Origin of the sequence: Sphingomonas koreensis (assembly GCF_002797435.1) — a bacterium.
Lineage (GTDB): Bacteria > Pseudomonadota > Alphaproteobacteria > Sphingomonadales > Sphingomonadaceae > Sphingomonas > Sphingomonas koreensis.
On sequence record NZ_PGEN01000001.1, the window covers coordinates 525,014 to 540,461 of the forward strand.

14 protein-coding genes are annotated in these 15,448 nt (G+C 65.8%); 11 read left to right on the top strand and 3 right to left on the bottom strand.

What is annotated here, in order from left to right; genetic code table 11:
* Positions 1-7: 7 nt before the first annotated feature.
* Genes BDW16_RS02600 through BDW16_RS02610 form a run of 3 tightly spaced genes read right to left on the bottom strand, consistent with a single transcriptional unit; the run spans position 8 to position 2,614 of the window.
* Positions 8-895: an amidohydrolase family protein gene (locus tag BDW16_RS02600; RefSeq protein ID WP_066577320.1), complete on the bottom strand. Its 888-nt coding sequence runs from the start codon at positions 893-895 to the stop codon at positions 8-10.
* Positions 892-1,947, bottom strand: coding sequence for a 4-oxalomesaconate tautomerase (locus BDW16_RS02605; RefSeq protein WP_066577322.1), 1,056 nt, complete (start codon positions 1,945-1,947; stop codon positions 892-894). The genes BDW16_RS02600 and BDW16_RS02605 overlap by 4 nt, the downstream gene beginning before the upstream one ends.
* The gene (locus tag BDW16_RS02610) at positions 1,940-2,614 is read right to left on the bottom strand and encodes a 4-carboxy-4-hydroxy-2-oxoadipate aldolase/oxaloacetate decarboxylase (RefSeq protein ID WP_066577325.1); all 675 of its coding nucleotides are present in this window, start codon (positions 2,612-2,614) and stop codon (positions 1,940-1,942) included. The genes BDW16_RS02605 and BDW16_RS02610 overlap by 8 nt, the downstream gene beginning before the upstream one ends.
* A gap of 160 nt (positions 2,615-2,774) precedes the next feature.
* On the opposite strand from BDW16_RS02610, the gene BDW16_RS02615 reads away from it, so the two are divergent.
* The 11 genes from BDW16_RS02615 (at position 2,775) to BDW16_RS02665 (ending at position 15,396) form a co-directional block, all read left to right on the top strand.
* Positions 2,775-3,977, top strand: a complete 1,203-nt coding sequence (locus tag BDW16_RS02615; RefSeq protein WP_066577328.1) for a LysR family transcriptional regulator — start codon at positions 2,775-2,777, stop codon at positions 3,975-3,977.
* A gap of 157 nt (positions 3,978-4,134) precedes the next feature.
* On the top strand, positions 4,135-5,013 hold the full coding sequence (locus BDW16_RS02620) for an NAD(P)-dependent oxidoreductase (RefSeq protein WP_066577331.1): 879 nt from the start codon (positions 4,135-4,137) through the stop codon (positions 5,011-5,013).
* The gene (locus BDW16_RS02625) at positions 5,010-6,029 is read left to right on the top strand and encodes an amidohydrolase family protein (RefSeq protein ID WP_066577334.1); all 1,020 of its coding nucleotides are present in this window, start codon (positions 5,010-5,012) and stop codon (positions 6,027-6,029) included. The genes BDW16_RS02620 and BDW16_RS02625 overlap by 4 nt, the downstream gene beginning before the upstream one ends.
* Positions 6,029-6,439 (top strand): protocatechuate 4,5-dioxygenase subunit alpha, encoded by a 411-nt coding sequence (ligA, locus tag BDW16_RS02630; protein ID WP_066577337.1) that lies wholly within the window; start codon positions 6,029-6,031, stop codon positions 6,437-6,439. Before BDW16_RS02625 ends, ligA begins: the two co-directional genes overlap by 1 nt.
* Positions 6,439-7,332, top strand: a complete 894-nt coding sequence (locus BDW16_RS02635) for a class III extradiol dioxygenase subunit beta (RefSeq protein ID WP_066577341.1) — start codon at positions 6,439-6,441, stop codon at positions 7,330-7,332. Before ligA ends, BDW16_RS02635 begins: the two co-directional genes overlap by 1 nt.
* A gap of 22 nt (positions 7,333-7,354) precedes the next feature.
* Positions 7,355-8,302 carry a Gfo/Idh/MocA family oxidoreductase gene (locus tag BDW16_RS02640; protein WP_066577343.1) on the top strand — a complete coding sequence of 316 codons (948 nt, stop codon included), beginning with the start codon at positions 7,355-7,357 and terminating at the stop codon, positions 8,300-8,302.
* A complete protein-coding gene (gene pobA / locus BDW16_RS02645) occupies positions 8,299-9,468 on the top strand; it encodes a 4-hydroxybenzoate 3-monooxygenase (protein ID WP_066577344.1) in 1,170 nt (389 codons plus the stop codon). The genes BDW16_RS02640 and pobA overlap by 4 nt, the downstream gene beginning before the upstream one ends.
* Before the next feature lie 250 nt (positions 9,469-9,718).
* A complete protein-coding gene (locus BDW16_RS02650) occupies positions 9,719-10,222 on the top strand; it encodes an RNA polymerase sigma factor (protein ID WP_066577352.1) in 504 nt (167 codons plus the stop codon).
* Positions 10,219-11,238, top strand: coding sequence for a FecR family protein (locus BDW16_RS02655; RefSeq protein WP_066577355.1), 1,020 nt, complete (start codon positions 10,219-10,221; stop codon positions 11,236-11,238). Before BDW16_RS02650 ends, BDW16_RS02655 begins: the two co-directional genes overlap by 4 nt.
* Before the next feature lie 96 nt (positions 11,239-11,334).
* On the top strand, positions 11,335-14,517 hold the full coding sequence (locus BDW16_RS02660) for a TonB-dependent receptor (protein WP_066577358.1): 3,183 nt from the start codon (positions 11,335-11,337) through the stop codon (positions 14,515-14,517).
* A gap of 63 nt (positions 14,518-14,580) precedes the next feature.
* Positions 14,581-15,396, top strand: a complete 816-nt coding sequence (locus BDW16_RS02665; RefSeq protein WP_066577364.1) for an acid phosphatase — start codon at positions 14,581-14,583, stop codon at positions 15,394-15,396.
* Positions 15,397-15,448 lie beyond the last annotated feature (52 nt).

A 15,448-nucleotide genomic window follows, 5' to 3' on the forward strand; every position in this document is an offset into this window, starting at 1 on the left:
CGGCGGATCACAGCGCCTCCGGCCAGTAGAGCCGCATCGGATTGTCGACCAGCAGCTTGTGCTGGAGTTCGGCGGTCGGCGCGATCGCCGGGATCAGGTCGACCAGCGCGCCGTCGTCGGGCAGCACCTCCTCCATATTGGGGTGCGGCCAGTCGGTCCCCCACAGCACACGGTCGGGATAGGCCTCGACCAGCGGCCGCACGCTGCGGACGAAATCCGCATAGGGCGGCCCCGCGGGGTCGAGCCGGTCCGGACAGGTCACCTTGGTCCAGATGTCATCCCGGCTGTCGAGCAGCGCGCGAAATGCGGCCATGTCCGCCCCATCGGGGCCCTGTCGCACATCGGGACGGCCCATATGGTCGATCACCACCGGCACGGGGATCGCGGCGAGGAACGGCTTCATCTCCTCCAGGATGTCGGCCTCGAAATAGACCACGACATGCCAGCCAAGCCGCTGGATGCGCCGCGCGATATCGAGGAACTTGTCCTTGGGCGCGTCGTCCACCAGCCGTTTCAGGAAATTGAACCGTACCCCGCGGATGCCCCCTTCATGCAGTGTGTCGAGCCCGGCATCGGAAATCGCCGGATCGACCACCGCTACCCCGCGACAGGTGCCGTTCGACGCCGCGATGCCGTTCAGCGTCGCACGATTGTCCGTCCCGTGACAGCTCGCCTGAACGATCACGTTGCGCGCGAAGCCCAGCCGCTCGCGCAGCGCGAACAGCGCGTCCGGGTCGGCATCCTGCGGCAGATACTTGGCCTTGGGGCTGAACGGGAACTGCGCCATCGGGCCGAACACATGGCAATGCGCATCCACCGCACCGGGCGGCGGGGTGTAGCGGGGCTTTGATGGGTCCAGCGTCCAGCTGCGGATACGCCCTGCTTCATCCTTCACGCGAACACCTTCCCGTCCATCAGCTTGCGCGCGGTGCGCAGCATCCCGGCCTCGACCGGAGCGCCGTTCGCGTCGACCGTCACCACACATTCGGTGACGCCTGTGGGATGCTCCACACCCAACGTCCTGGTTCCACCCGCGGGCACCTGTGCCAGCGCCGCGGCGGGCGATCCCTCGATCAAGCAAGCGGTCGCCACGCTCACCGCGCCGAGTACCCCGATCGAGGCATGCACTCGGTGCGGGATCAGCGATCGCACCGCGATCGCGCCACCGTCGCGCGGCGGGGCGACCAGCATCATCTTTGGCACCGACTTTTCGATTACGTCGCCCAGGTTCATCAGCGGTCCGGCCTTGAGCCGGATTGCCTCGACCCTCGCCTTCATTGCCGTATCGGCGTCGAGCGTGTCGCGGTCCTCATAACCCGTGATGCCCATGTCGCTTGCCGCGATCACCACGCACGGCATCCCGTTGTCGATCAGCGTGACTTTGATCCCGTCGATCTCGTCCACGCCGTTACCGGTCGGCAGCAGCGCGCCGCAGCTCGCCCCCGCGGTATCGCGAAAGGCGAGCGGGATCGGCGCGGCGGTGCCCGGCACGCCGCTGATCGCCGCATCGCCCGCATATCGCACCCTTCCGCCGGGCGTTTGCACGGTCGCCACTGCGACCTGCGCGGTATTTTCCATGAAGATCGCGACGCGCGTCTCGCCGTCCTGCGCTTCGACCAGCCCGCGCTCGATCGCGAAGGGGCCGATGCCGGCGAGGATGTTGCCGCAATTCTGCGCATCGGTGACGATTGCCTGATCGACGAACACTTGCAGGAACAGATAGTCCACATCGATGCCGTCGCGCGCCGACTTGCTCACTACCGCGACCTTGCTGGTCAGCGGGTCGGCGCCCCCCATCCCGTCGATCTGGCGCGGGTCGGGCGATCCCATGACGCGCAGCAGCAACGCGTCGCGCGCTGCGGTGTCGGCGGGCAGATCCTCCTTGAGGAAATAACCGCCCTTGGACGTGCCCCCGCGCATCCACATGCAGCGGATGCCGTCACTCATATTCGAGTCCCATTTCGGCCAGCCGCGAACGCATGTCGTAGATGTCGAGCCCCAGCTCGCCCGCCGCCAGCCGCTTGCGCTTGCTCTCCTCCGCCGCTTCGCGAGCGCGCGCTTTCTCCAGCACCGCCGCCGCATCCCCGCGCTTCACCACGCACACGCCGTCATCGTCGGCGACAATCACGTCCCCCGGCTCGATCGCGGCACCCGCGCAGACGATCGGCACGTTGACCGACCCAAGGGTGTTCTTGACCGTCCCCTGCGCGAACACCGCCTTCGACCACACAGGGAAGCCCATCTGGGTCAGGTCGCGCACGTCGCGCACGCCGGCGTCGATCACCAGCCCGCGGCACCCGCGCGCCATCGCGCTGGTCGCGAGCAGATCACCGAAATAGCCGTCGACGCAGGGGCTGGTGGGCGCGAGGACGAGGATGTCGCCCGCCTGCAGCTGCTCGATCGCGACATGCACCATCCAGTTGTCGCCCGGCGGCGAGGAGATCGTGACGGCATTCCCCGCGATCCGTGCGCCGGGATAGATCGGACGCATGTAATGGGCGAGCAGGCCAATGCGGCCCTGCGCTTCATGCACCGTGGCGACGCCTGCGTCTCCCAGACCCTGGACGATGTCCAATGAAGTGCGGGGGATGTTCTGTACGACACGTGCAACCATTGTCATCTCCGGAGGGGAACGTGGACTCGTTAGGACGCGGGAAAGCGAACTTCGACCGTTACATATTCTCTTTTGGCGGATCGCGGTTTTTCCTCCAGCAGGACGATCCGGCGCTAATGGAATTTGCTGACGTGCGATAAGTTTTTGCTATAGATCATGCATGATCCAGCCCTTCGACCTCAACCTTCGCCACTTGCGCGCGCTCTCCGCCGTCATCGCCGAAGGCAGCCTCAGCCGCGCGGCCGATGCTGCGGGCCTGTCGCAGCCCGCGTTGACCCAGGGCCTGGGCAAGCTCGAGCGCCAGCTTGAGGTGCAGTTGTTCGAACGCCGCCCCGATGGTGTCGCGCCCACCGAAGCCGGGCATGCGCTTGCAGAACGCGTCGCGCGCGCGTTTGACTATCTGGCCGGCGGCGTCCGCCGTTTCGCGCGCATGGGCCGCGGCTTCTCGCGCCCCGAGCGATTGATGACCGCAACGCAGCTCGACGCCTTTCTCCACTTCGCGGACGCGCAGAGCTTCGTCGGCGCGGCGCAGGCGAGCGGCCTTTCCCAACCCGCCATCCATCGCGCGGTACGCGATCTCGAGCAGATCTGCGCGACGCCACTCGCCGAACGGCGCGGACGGGGAGTCGCGCTCACCGCAGCGGGACGGCTGCTGGCGCGCGGTGCGCGTCTCGCACAGCAGGAGATCGCCGCGGGCATCATCGAGGTGCGGGGAGACGAGCGGGAGGGAGGACGCATCGCGATCGGCGCGATGCCATTGAGCCGCGCGCTCGTGCTTCCCCGCGCGCTGGCGGATCTGCTCCGCGCTGCACCGAACGCGGTGGTCGATGTGGTCGAGGGATCGTGGCGCGAACTCGTCGAGCCGCTCGCCGACGGCATCATCGACCTGACCATCGGAGCGCTGCGCGAGGAGGCGCCGCCAGGCCTGGCGCAGGAACCCCTGTTCACCGACCAGCTTGCGATCTTCGGGCGACCCGGCCACCCTGCGCTCGGCGGCACGATCGGCCTCGACACGCTCCGTGCGCAGCAATGGATCGTCGGGCCGGCCGGAACGCCGCTTCGCACGCACTGGGAAGCCTTGTTCGCAGGCGCTCCCCTTCCCCATGTTCCGGTCGAATGCGGTTCGGTGATGGTGATCCGGGGCCTGTTGACCCAGAGCGATCTGCTGACGCTGCTCTCCCCCGATCAGGTCGCGCTCGAAGTCGAAAGCTGTGTGTTGGCCCAGATCGGACCGCTACTCCCCTCCGCGATACGGACCATCGGCCTCACGACCCGCACCGGCTGGCGGCCCACGCCGGTCCAGCGCATGCTGCTCGACCTGATCCGCGCGGCTGCCAGAGACACAAGACTTCCGGAAAAATGATGGCCGGTGATTCAATCCGATTGGGCACATGGAACGCTCCCCCTTAGCCATGGGGAATGGACCTCAAATGGAACATGTCGTTGCCGAAGTTTGCTTTCCCCGAATTCCGATTGTCCACTTTCAGGGCGCAATGCCCTTTGCGTGAAACGCTGGCGGGATGACTGGCGCAATCGCCTTTATCGGTTTTGGAGAAGCAGGCGGAGCCTTTGCGCGTCCGGGCGATCGTGCCTTTGACCGCAAGACGACCCATCCGAGCACCCGCGCGGCGAAGCTGACCGACTATGAAGCAGCCGGGGTCGAGGGTTGCGAGACCGCTCGCGCGGCGCTGACCGGAGCGGCAGTGGTGCTTTCGCTTGTCACCGCCGATCAGGCGCTCGAGGCGGCGCGGACGGGCGCCGCCCTACTCGAACCGGGCGCGCTGTGGCTCGACATGAACAGCGTCGCACCAAGCACCAAGCGCGCCGCCGCGGAAGCGATCGAGGCGGCCGGAGGGCGCTATGCCGATGTCGCCGTGATGGCGCCGGCGCATCCGGCACGGAGGGCGGTCCCGCTGCTGGTTGCCGGGCCGCACGCAGCGGACGCCGCAGCGGCGCTGGCGGCGATCGGATTCGCCCGGATCGAGGTCGCCGGGCCGAAGATCGGCGACGCCGCGGCGGTCAAGATGATCCGTTCGGTAATGGTCAAGGGGATCGAGGCGCTGACTGCCGAGTGCATCCTCGCCGCGAACCGCGCGGGGGTGACCGACGCGGTGATCGCCTCGCTCGACGCGAGCACCAAGGCGCGGGGCTGGGGCGAGCGGGCGGACTATAATTTCGACCGGATGCTGGCGCATGGAACGCGCCGCGCGGCCGAGATGGAAGAGGTCGCCAGGACACTGGAGGATCTCGGGATCGCCCCGGCGATGACGCGTGCGACGATCGCACGCCAGCGGGAGCTGGGGGCGCTCGGCATGGGAGTGCCGGACGGGCTGGCAGCGAAGCTGGCCCGCATTGAGGACGGCCTGGCGGCTCGTCATTCGGGAGAGGAAGCCGCGTGATTATCGACTGCCATGGCCATTATACCGTGCTGCCCAAAGGACATGACGCGTGGCGCGAGGAGCAGAAGGCCGCGTTCAAGGCCGGCACCACGCCGCCGCCCTATCCCGAAATCAGCGACGATGAGATCCGCGAGACGATCGAGGCGAACCAGTTGCGCCTGATCAGGGAGCGCGGTGCGGATCTCACGATCTTCTCGCCGCGCGCCTCGGCGATGGCGCCGCATGTCGGGGACGAGGCAGTCGCCACGGAATGGGCGATGCGCTGCAACGACTTGATCGCGCGCGTGGTGAAGCTGTTCCCCGAGAGGTTCGCGGGCGTGTGCATGCTGCCGCAAAGTCCCAAGGCGGGGATGGCGAACAGCATCGCTGAACTGGAGCGCTGCGTCACCGAACTCGGCTTCATCGGCTGCAACCTCAACCCCGATCCCGGCGGCGGCCACTTTACCCATCCGCCGCTGACCGACCGCTACTGGTATCCCTTCTACGAGAAGATGGTCGAGCTGGACGTGCCGGCGATGATCCACGTCTCGGGCAGCTGCAACCCGGCGATGCACGCGACCGGCGGCTACTACATCGCTGCGGACACGGTGGCGTTCATGCAGCTGCTGGAAGGCAACCTGTTCGCCGATTTCCCGACGCTGCGTTTCATCATCCCGCATGGCGGCGGCGCGGTGCCGTACCATTGGGGCCGCTATCGCGGCCTCGCCGACATGCTCAAGAAGCCAGCGCTCGACACGCACCTCATGAACAACATCTTCTTCGACACCTGTGTCTATCATCAACCGGGCATCGACCTGTTGGCCGACGTGATCGCGAACAAAAACATCCTGTTCGGGTCGGAGATGGTGGGCGCGGTGCGCGGGATCGATCCGACCACCGGACACTATTTCGACGACACCAAACGCTATGTGGACGCGCTGGAGATCAGCGATACCGAGCGGCACGCGATCTTCGAGGGCAATGCGCGGCGGGTGTTCCCGCGGCTGGACGCGCAGTTGAAGGCACGCGGGCTGTGATGAACGGCCCCAAGGATATCCATTCGTATCTCGCCGAGTTCGAGGACATTCCCGGCACGCGCGTGTTCACCGCGTCGCGGGCGCGGCAAGGCTATCATCTCAACCAGTTCGCAATGAGCCTGATGAAACCCGAGAACCGCAAGCGCTGGAAAGCGAACGAGCGCGCCTATCTTGACGAATGGCCGCTGTCCGATGCGCAGAAGGCGGCGCTACTAGCGCGCGACTACAACACGCTGCTCGACCTTGGCGGCAACATCTACTTCCTTTCGAAGGTCTTCTCCACGGACGGGCTGAGCTTCGTCCAGGCGGTGAGCACGATGACCGGCGTCTCGGTCGAGGACTATCAGGCGATGATGAAGGCAGGCGGCCGCTCGCCGGAAGGCAACCGATCGAAGAGGGAGAGGCGCTGATGGCCCGCATCACCGCTGGCGTGGCATCGAGCCATGTGCCCCTGCTCGGCGTCGCGCATGATCTCGGCAAGGACCGGGACGACTATTTCGGCCCGATCTTCGCAGGATATGACTGGACGCGCGAATGGGAGAAGGCCGAAAAGCCCGACGTCGTCGTGCTGGTCTATAACGACCATGCCAGCGCATTCGACATGAAGATCATCCCCACCTTCGCAATCGGCTGCGGCGAGCGCTATGCTCCCGCGGACGAGGGCTGGGGTCCGCGCAAAGTGCCCGACGTGCATGGCCATCCGGACCTGGCCTGGCATATCGCGCAGAGCCTGATCCTCGACGAGTTCGACATGACGATCATCAACGAGATGGACGTCGATCACGGGCTGACCGTGCCGCTGTCGATGATGTTCGGCCACGTGCCAGAATGGCCCTGCAAGGTGATCCCGCTAGCGGTCAACGTCGTCACCTACCCCCCGCCTTCGGGCAATCGCTGCTGGGCTCTGGGCGAAGCGATCGCGCGTGCGGTGGCGAGCTTCCCAGAGGAGCTGAACGTACAGGTCTGGGGCACCGGCGGCATGAGCCACCAGCTGCAGGGACCCCGCGCCGGACTGATCAACAGGGAATGGGACAATAACTTCCTCGACGGGCTGGTCGGCGCGAGCGAGCATCTGCGCCACGTCCCACATATCGAGTATCTCCGCGAAACCGGCAGCGAAGGCATCGAAATGGTGATGTGGCTGATCATGCGCGGCGCGCTGGGCAAGCGCACCGCCATGCTCCACCGTCACTATCATGTGCCGTGCAGCAACACCGCCATCGGGCATCTCGTGCTGCGGCCCGACAACGGCGAAGGACTCGACATGACGGGCAGCGGCGCCGCCCCGCTCGCCGCAGAATGACCTTCCAACACTGGAGACAGACATGAAGATCGCACTCGCAGGCGCCGGCGCATTCGGCGAAAAGCATCTCGACGGCCTGAGGAACATCGACGGGGTCGAGGTGATCTCGGTGGTCGGGCGGCGCCTGGAACCGACCCAGAAGGTCGCCGACAAATATGGCATCCCGCACGCAACCACCGAGCTGGTCGAGGCGCTGGAGCAGCCAGGGCTGGATGCGGTAATTTTGTGCACGCCGACACAGATGCACGCCGCCCAGGCGATCCAGTGCATGGACGCGGGCAAGCATGTGCAGGTCGAGATCCCGCTGTGCGACAGCCTGGCCGATGGCGAGGCGGTGCTGGCCAAGGCGCAGGAAACCGGCCTCACCTGCATGGTGGGGCACACCCGCCGCTTCAACCCAAGCCACCAGTATCTGCACCGCAGGATTATGGCGGGCGAGCTCGCCGTCCAGCAGATGGATGTGCAGACCTACTTCTTCCGCCGCAAGAACATGAACGCCAAGGGCGAGGCGCGATCATGGACCGATCACCTGCTGTGGCATCATGCCGCGCATACGGTCGATCTGTTCGCATATCAGGCGGGACCGATCGTCGCAGCCAACGCAATCGAAGGACCGCACCATCCCGAGCTCGGCATCGCGATGGACATGTCGCTCCAGCTCAAGGCCGAGAGCGGCGCGATCTGCACACTAAGCCTGTCGTTCAACAATGACGGACCGCTCGGCACCTTCTTCCGCTACATTTGCGACAACGGCACCTGGATCGCGCGCTATGACGACCTGGTCACGGGCAAGGAAGAGCCGGTCGACCTGACGGGCGTGACCGTCACCAGCAACGGCATCGAGCTGCAGGACCGCGAGTTCATCGCCGCGATCCGCGAAGGGCGAGAACCCAATGCCAGCGTGGCGCAGGTTCTTCCCTGTTACCGCGTGCTCGACGCGCTTGAGAAGCAACTCGAAGCGGCGCGATGAGGACGCAGGTCGCGATCGTCGGCGCCGGGCCGTCGGGGCTGTTGCTCGGGCATCTGCTGCTGCAAGCCGGCGTCGATTGCGTCATCGTAGAGCGCCAGTCGGCCAGCTATGTGCTTGGCCGCATCCGCGCGGGGGTCCTGGAAACGGTAACGACCGACCTGATGACACGCCTCGGCATCGACGCGCGAATGAACGCCGAAGGGTTGATCGAGCAGGGATTCAATCTCGCGACCAGCGACCGGGTGATCCGCATCGACATCGCGGCGCTCACGGGCAGGCACGTCATGGTCTATGGCCAGACCGAGCTGACCCGCGACCTTATGGATGCGGCGCGGGACCGCGGGCTGGAGATCGTCTATGAGGCGAAGGACGTGGCGCTGCACGATGTGGAGAGCGGCGCGCCCTATGTGACCTACGCAAAAGACGGCAAGGCGCAGCGGATCGACTGCGCGTTCATCGCCGGATGCGACGGGTTTCATGGTCCCTCACGCCGGGCGATCCCGGCAAGCGCCGCGCGGGAATATGAGCGCGAGTATCCGTTCGGTTGGCTCGGCATCCTGGCCGATGTGCCGCCATGCCATCCCGAACTGATCTACGCCAATACCGATCAGGGGTTCGCGCTCGCATCGATGCGCTCGGCGACGCGCAGCCGCTACTACATCCAGGTGCCGCTCACGGACCGCGTCGAGGATTGGAGCGAGGAGCGGCTGTGGGACGAGCTGGCGGCGCGGTTCGATCCGCTGAGCTCAGCCGGGGTGACGCGCGGGCCGGCGCTGGAGATGTCCATCGCGCCACTCAGATCCTATGTGTTCGAGACGATGCGGCACGGGCGGCTGTTCTTGGCCGGCGACTCGGCACACATCGTGCCGCCGACCGGAGCGAAGGGACTGAACCTCGCGGCGTCGGACGTCGCCTATCTGTCGACCGCGCTGATCGCGTTCTTTGCTCGCGGAGATGAAGAGGGGCTGGCGGGCTATCAGGCCAAGGCGCTTGCCCGGATCTGGAAAGCCGAGCGGTTCAGCTGGTATCTGACCAAGCTGATGCACCGCTTTCCCGATGACGGGAGCTTCGAGCACCGGATGCAGGCGGCGGAGCTGGACTATCTCGCTCATTCCGAGGCAATGCAGCGCGTGATCGCGGAGAACTATGTCGGCTTGCAACTTTAGAAGGAAGTCCGCCGCAAGTTTCCAATCCAAGACGCGCGCTCGTTCCCGGCACGAACCGCGCTTTCATCCAACTGTGATCGTCAGAAAAGTGAGGGCGCGCTCCGCCAGGTCATCCCGATCTCGGTGCGTGCTCATGCGATCAAATGGCCCAAACAGATCTCGGCATGAAATCGCCCGACCAGATGTCCCTGTCAGGACGAGGTGCGTCTATGGGGTATGGTCGGGATTTCGCAGTCGATGATGCAGCACCATGCAGCGCGCTAGGGACCAGCTTGACTTCGGTCGCCGATGGCGACCCGCGCTGCTTGCCTATTTCCTGCGGCGGGTGCGGGATCATGCCGAAGCCGAGGACCTGACCCACGAACTGATCGCGAAGCTGCTCAAGCATCGCGACGACGATCTGACATCGCCCGAAGCCTATATCTTCCAGATGGCGTCCAACCTGCTCGCCGACCGCGCCCGCCGCCTGAAGGTCCGCGCGCACTATCGCGAACTGGTCAGCCGCACCGAAGAGCTGGGAATCGACCCCCTCGACCCGTTCCGGATCACCGCCGGGCGCGGCGAACTGTCGGTGCTCGAGAACGCCCTCGCCGCCTTGCCCGAACGGACCCGGACCATTTTCATTCTCTATCGACTCGAGAACCTCGGACAGGACAAGATCGCCGAGACCTTCGGCATATCCGTCAGTGCCGTGAAGAAGCATGTCGCGCGCGCGATGGCGAGTTTGATGAAGGAAATGAGGAGCGCGCCATGACGGATGGTACCCCCGCCGCGCCCGTCGCGAACGAGAAGATGGAAGAGGCCGCACTCTGGTGCATCCAGCTGTCGGAAGGCACCCTGGACGAGGACGAATGGGCCGAGTTCGAAACATGGCTCGCGAAACCCGGCCATGCCGCCCTGTTCCAGGACGCGATCGCCGTCTGGCAGGCATCGGGGGCGATCGGGGACCGGCCGCGGATCATCTCGCTGCGGACCGAGGCCCTGACCGAATTCCGCAACGCCAGCCGTCGGCGCTGGCTCACCGCCTCGCGACGGATGTGGTGGCCGCTCGGCTATGCCGCGGCGCTGCTTCTGTCCCTCGGCACGGGCGCCTATTGGTACGTCAACCAGCCCAGCCGGTACGAGACGGGCATCGGCGAACGGCAGGTGGCGATGCTCGACGACGGGTCGCGTGTCTCGATCGACGCCGTGACCGCGATGACCGTTCGCATGAAGGACGAGGCACGGCAGGTCGAGCTCGTCGAAGGACGCGCCAAATTCGATGTCGCCAAGGATCCGTTGCGCCCCTTCACCGTCGCCGCGGGCGACAAGCTGATCGCCGCGGTCGGCACCTCCTTCAGTGTCGAGATGATCGACGGCGAGGTCCGCGTCATCCTGTACGAAGGCCAGGTCGAGATACGCGACCGCAGCGACAGTGCGCGCTCGGCCGCAGCCGCGTCCCAGCGCCTGCTCATGACGCCTGGCAGCGAGTTCATCGGCACCGCCGGCTCGACGAAGGCCGCCCAGATCACTCGGCCGGACCTGTCGCAATCGTTGAGCTGGGAACAGGGGCTGATCAACTTCGATCAGGAACCGCTGGCCCGCGCCGTCGAACGCATGAACCGCTACGCCACGAAGCGGATCGTGCTGGCCGATCCGGGCATCGGCGGCATCGCCGTCGATGGCGTCTACAAGGCCGGGGATGTCGATGCCTTTGTCGAAGGGATCGTCGCGCTGCACCCGGTTCGTCAGAGGCGCGGCAACGGCGAGATCATCCTCGATCGGGAATGATGCAAATTCCGTAGCAGCCCTGATGTCCCCCGAAGCGCGCCGCGCGTCTTTATCCGGTGACCGCCTGCAAGAGGCGGCGTAGCAGGGGGGACAATCATGCAATTTTCCAGATCCGCACTTCATGGTTCGATCGCCGCGACAGCACTTGTCGCGTCGGCCATCGCCGCACCCGCGATCGCGCAGGAGCGCACTTACCGCTTTTCGATCCCGGCGCAGGACATGAAGGCGAGCCTGCGCGCACTCGCCCGCGCATCGGGCCAGCAGATCAGCTTCGACAGCAGCACGTTGAAAGGCAAACGCGCGCCGGCGCTCAACGGCACCTTCACCGTTCGCGATGGCGTAGCTCGGCTCCTGGCCGGATCGGGCCTCGAAGCGAACTGGGGGAGATCGGGCGTGCTGGTGATCCGCGCCGCCGCACCGGTCGAGGCCGTATCCGGCGCGCCCCGTCCAGCCGCATCGGACGAGCAGGACGATGCGGGCGATGTCATCGTCACCGGAAGCCGTATCGCGCGGCAGGTGGTCACCGATTCAGCCGTGCCGATCGTCCAGATCAACGAGGAGGATATCCAGTCGTCGGGTGCGACCGAACTGTCCGAAGTCCTCGCTGACTATCCCGCGGTTACGCCCAGCCTCAACCTCGCCAACTCGAACTCACAGATCAATGCCGCCGGCACCTCATCGGTCAGCCTGCGCGGCCTGGGCGCCGATCGTACGCTGACGCTGATCGACGGACGGCGCACGGTCTCGAACCGGATCACGTCGAGCGCGGTCAGCCTGAGCTCAATCCCGGCAATGTTCGTCGAGCGTGTCGAAGTCATCACCGGCGGCGCGTCCGCCGTCTATGGTTCCGACGCAATCGCCGGCGTCGTCAACATCATCACCCGCCGCAAATATGACGGCATCCGGGTCGGCGGCCGCGCCGGTATTTCGAGCGAAGGCGACAGCCAGCGGCTCAACCTCGACCTGCTCGTCGGTCAGAAGCTGTTCGACGACCGCGTCTCGCTCGTCCTCGGCGCGAGCTACGAGAAAGAGGACGGGGTGATGGGGTATCAGCGCGCCCGCGCCCTCGACTCGGTCGCCTACAGCCTGAGCGCGGATTCCAACCCGCTCAACCAGGGCGAACTCGGCATCACGCGCCCGTCGAAGAGCAGCAGCACGCCGGGCGGCCGCTTTCTCTCGAGCTCGACCGCGGGCGGCGGCTATTTCGTCTATGATGCGAACGGCACCCTGTTCCGCAGCACCAGTACCGCGGTCTATGGCTGGGAAACCCGCCCGGATCTCCAGATCAGCGCACCGCGCACCTCCTATCTCGCGGCGGGCAAGATCACGGTCGACCTGGGCAGCGACATCGAATTCTTCGGCCAGGTGCAATATTCGAAGGTGAAGACCTCGGCCGAGCGGGGCGGCGCCGAGACCGCGGCCTATGACGAGGAATTCGGCGATCCCCTGGCGCCGGACGTGGTCGGCAGAATCGCCCGCAACAACCCCTATGTCCCCACCGCAATCCGCGCGGCCGCGTCCTCATCGGGTATTCAATGGTCGCGCCGCTTCAACGAGCTTGGCCATTATCGCATCCTCAACGATCGCGAGACCTGGCGCGCCTGGACCGGCCTGCGCGGCAAGGTCGGCGAGCGCTGGAACTGGGAAATCAGCTATGGCTATGGCCGTTTCCATCAGGAGCAGAACCGCGTTAACCTGCTGAATCTGCAGAATTTGAAGTACGCGATCAATGCCGAGTTCGATCCTGCGGCGCCGGGTGACCTGTCGCGGGTGCGCTGCGTCGATGCGGCGGCGCGTGCGGCGGGGTGCGTTCCGGTCAACCTGTTCGGGCCGAACTCGATCACGTCGGCAGCGGCCAATTATATCCGCGCCGACCTGAAGCTGGACGGCCTGATGCAGCAGGACGTGGTGCAAGGCTTTCTGAGCGGCGCATTGTTCGAGCTGCCGGCGGGTCCGGTATCGATCGCGCTGGGCGGCGAATATCGCCGCGACTGGCAGCGTTCGGTGACCGACGACACCACGCGGCGCGGTTTCGGATCGGCATCGTTCATCGCCGAATATGAAGGCGACATCAAAGCGAAGGAAGCATTCGCCGAGGTCAAGGTCCCGGTGTTCCGCGAGCAGCCTTTCGCCCACAGCCTCTCGCTCGACGCGGCGGTGCGCTATGGCGACTACAACATCAAGAATGTGGGTTCGGTCCTGAGCTATCGCTTCGGGGGAGAATGGGCACCGGTCCGCGATATCCGCTTCCGCGGGCAATATGCGCGGGCCCAGCGCGCACCGACCGTCACCAACCTCTATTCGCCCGCACGCGACGATTCGGATTCGGTGGTCGATCTGTGCAGCGGCGTGACCGCGACGACGACCGGGACGATCGCGACCAATTGCCGGTCGATTGCCGGTGTCGCCGCCGAGATCGCCGCCAATGGCGTGTTCCTGCAGGACACGACCAGCATCGAGGGTCCGGCGGCAGGCAATCCCGACCTCAAGGAAGAGACCGCCGATACGTTGTCGTTCGGCGCCGTACTGACGCCGCGCTTCATTCCCGGCCTGTCGATGACGGTCGATTATTTCAGGATCAAGATCCGCGACGTCATCTCCTCGCTCGATGCCGTCGATCTGCTGCGCGAATGTCTGGGCAATCCGGGCGGCATCACCAACAACTTCTTCTGCAACGAGATCACGCGAAACGCGGAAGGGCAGATCACCCGGATCATCAACCGCGACCTCAACCTCACCCAGACCGTTCGTTCGGGTGCCGATGTCGCGATCGACTATCGGTTCGACGCGCCACAATGGCTGTCGTCGAAGGGCAAGTTCGACATCCGCTTCCTCTATTCTCGCCTGTTCGACTATTACACCGTGTTCGATGGCGTCGACGGGGTCAGGCGCACCGATTACAAGGGCGAGATCGGCGCCTGGGTGAATAGCGGCCAGGCCCAGCTCGGCTATCGCGACGGCGGCCTGCGGTTGCGCTGGAAGCTGCGCTATACGGGCGACGCGGTCGACAGCAATGTGCGTCGCATCGCGGCCGAGAAGGCGGGCGCCAATCCCCCCTTCCTGCATATCGAGGATCGGGTGCGCCACGATTTCTACGCCAGCGTCGACATACCGTCCGCCAGCAAGGACTTCCGGCTCTATGCCGGAGTGAACAACGCCTTCAACAGCACCAGCCCCTTCCTGCCTTCGGGAACGGTGTCGGGCGGTTCGCAGAATGTCGCGGGCGAGTACGACGTGATCGGCCGCTATTTCTACGTCGGATTCGAAGCGAAATTCTGATCCTCGCGCCGCGCCCTGCCGGCCGACGGCGGGGCGCGGTGTTCATTTCCGGAGCATCATTCGATGATCATCCCACATCGTGCGATCGGCCTGGCCCTGTTCGCGCTTGCCGGTCTGACCCCTGCCGCGGCGCAGTCCCTCGAAGGCATCAAACGGCCCGAGGGGGAGCCGAAGCCGGTAGGCTATCTGCCCAAGCGCAGCATCGATTACCGCCTGCTCGTCGGCCCGCCACCCGCAGCGGAGTCGATCCTCGATCAGGTCGACATGGCGATCTCACGGCGGTTCCAGGCCGACGTGCCCGCCGACCGCTGGGCGGCCGCTGACCTGGACAGCAAGAGCGTCTATCCGCGTTTCGCCGAAGCGTTCGGCAAGCCGATCGACCGCGCCCACAGCCCGCGCCTCATCCACCTGCTGAACCGCGCCATGCGCGATGCCGCGGATCCGGTGTGGAACGGCAAGGAAAGCTTTCAGCGGCCCCGCCCCTATCAACGCTATCAACTGATCCGTCGTTGCGGCCGCACTCCCATCCCCGCCCCCGACAGCGAACCACGCGGCGGGTCCTCCTACCCCTCGGGGCACAGCGTCTATGGCTGGGCCACTGCGCTGTTGCTCGCCGAGGTCGCGCCGGCGCGCGCACCGGCGATCCTCGAACGCGGGCGGGACTATGCGCTGAGCCGGGTGATCTGCGGCTATCATTTCCCGAGCGATACCGATGCGTCGCGCGTGATCGCCGCGGCGGTTCTGACCCGGCTGAATGCTGACCCCGCTTTCCTCGCCGATCTCAAGGCGGCGCGGGACGAGTATGGGGTCGCCGCCACGCCGGCGGCCGAGGCCCCGCCCGTCGCGGCCCGCAAGCCCGTCGAGGCGCAGGCCGAATGATGATGGCGCCGTCATCTGAAATGGCCGGGCGGGCAGAGGCCTGTCAGGCAGG